The organism is Synechococcus sp. H55.9 (genome assembly GCF_047462355.1).
GTDB lineage: Bacteria > Cyanobacteriota > Cyanobacteriia > Thermostichales > Thermostichaceae > Thermostichus.
The window spans coordinates 1-1,053 of record NZ_JANSJB010000206.1; the positions used below are offsets into that span (position 1 = coordinate 1).

A 1,053-nucleotide genomic window follows, 5' to 3' on the forward strand; every position below is an offset into this window, starting at 1 on the left:
CGCCACCACGTCCACCGCTAGCCCCAGCCAGAGGAAGGGCAGCAGCAGCACCAGCATGAAAAACAGCAACAGCGAGACCGGCAGGTAGAACATGGCAGGGATCCCAGACTTTCTTCCAGGCTATCAGGCTCCCCCAACTCTAGACAGAGAGGATCCCGCTCTTGTAACAAAAATGACAAACAAGTCTCCTAACTCTGTTAGAGCCCGAAAATTTTCTTGCGAATTTCTTGAATAATTTCGCGACCGGCGCGCCAATCGCTGGGAGTCCTAGATAGAATAATTTGATAGCGCGGATCTCTGTGAAAACGAATCTTGACATGGTTGTCTTCTGAAGTAATCTCAAAACCAAGTCTCTGCAGTTTTCGCTCGTGAGAATCACTCCATTTGCGATAGTCTAAGAACAAATCATCTATAGACCCCATAATATCTTGACGATGTCTGTTGCCTTCCTGTGCATCGTTATATTGAAGCAGATCTTCAAGTATATGCCGAACTCTGCTTTTCTCATGTACTTGATCAATTGCTCTGTGCAAGATTTCCAAAATAAAACTCTTGGCTTCTTGGGGGTAAAATTCTCTCTCAGTTCTTCTCAAAATTATATCTGTTTCCGATGGCTTGCACCTCCTATAATGCCTTGTTCCTTGGGACATTGCAGACACAGTCTCTTGAAAATCTTCTAAGTCAGCCTTCAGCTTCTCTATTTCCTCATCCCTTTGTTGAAGCTGTAGTCTCAGCTCTGTAACCTCGTCTGTGTATGCATAGTGCTGCTTAGCTGAATCGCCTCTAGTTTGTAGCCATCTTTGCTGCTCCGCACGCAGCCTCTCTATCTCTTCCTCTCTTTGGAAGAGTTGGTTCTGTAGCTCTTCAATCCCTGCTTGGAGGTTTTGCACTCGCCGATCTTTGTCTTGGAGCTGTTCCAAAAGCTGCTGCTGCTCGGCCAACTGGGCTTCAAGTTTTTGGAGCCGCCCGCTCCTTTGCTGAAGCTCTTCCCGCAGCCTAGAAAGTTCTTTCTCGCCTTCCTCAATTTGCCAGCGGAGCTCCTCGATTCTTTGC

1 protein-coding gene is annotated in these 1,053 nt (G+C 47.1%); it reads right to left on the minus strand.

What is annotated here, in order from left to right; genetic code table 11:
- Positions 1–197 precede the first annotated feature (197 nt).
- The coding region (locus NW857_RS13155; protein ID WP_414369239.1) for a hypothetical protein at positions 198–1,053 on the minus strand (856 nt) is incomplete at its 5' end.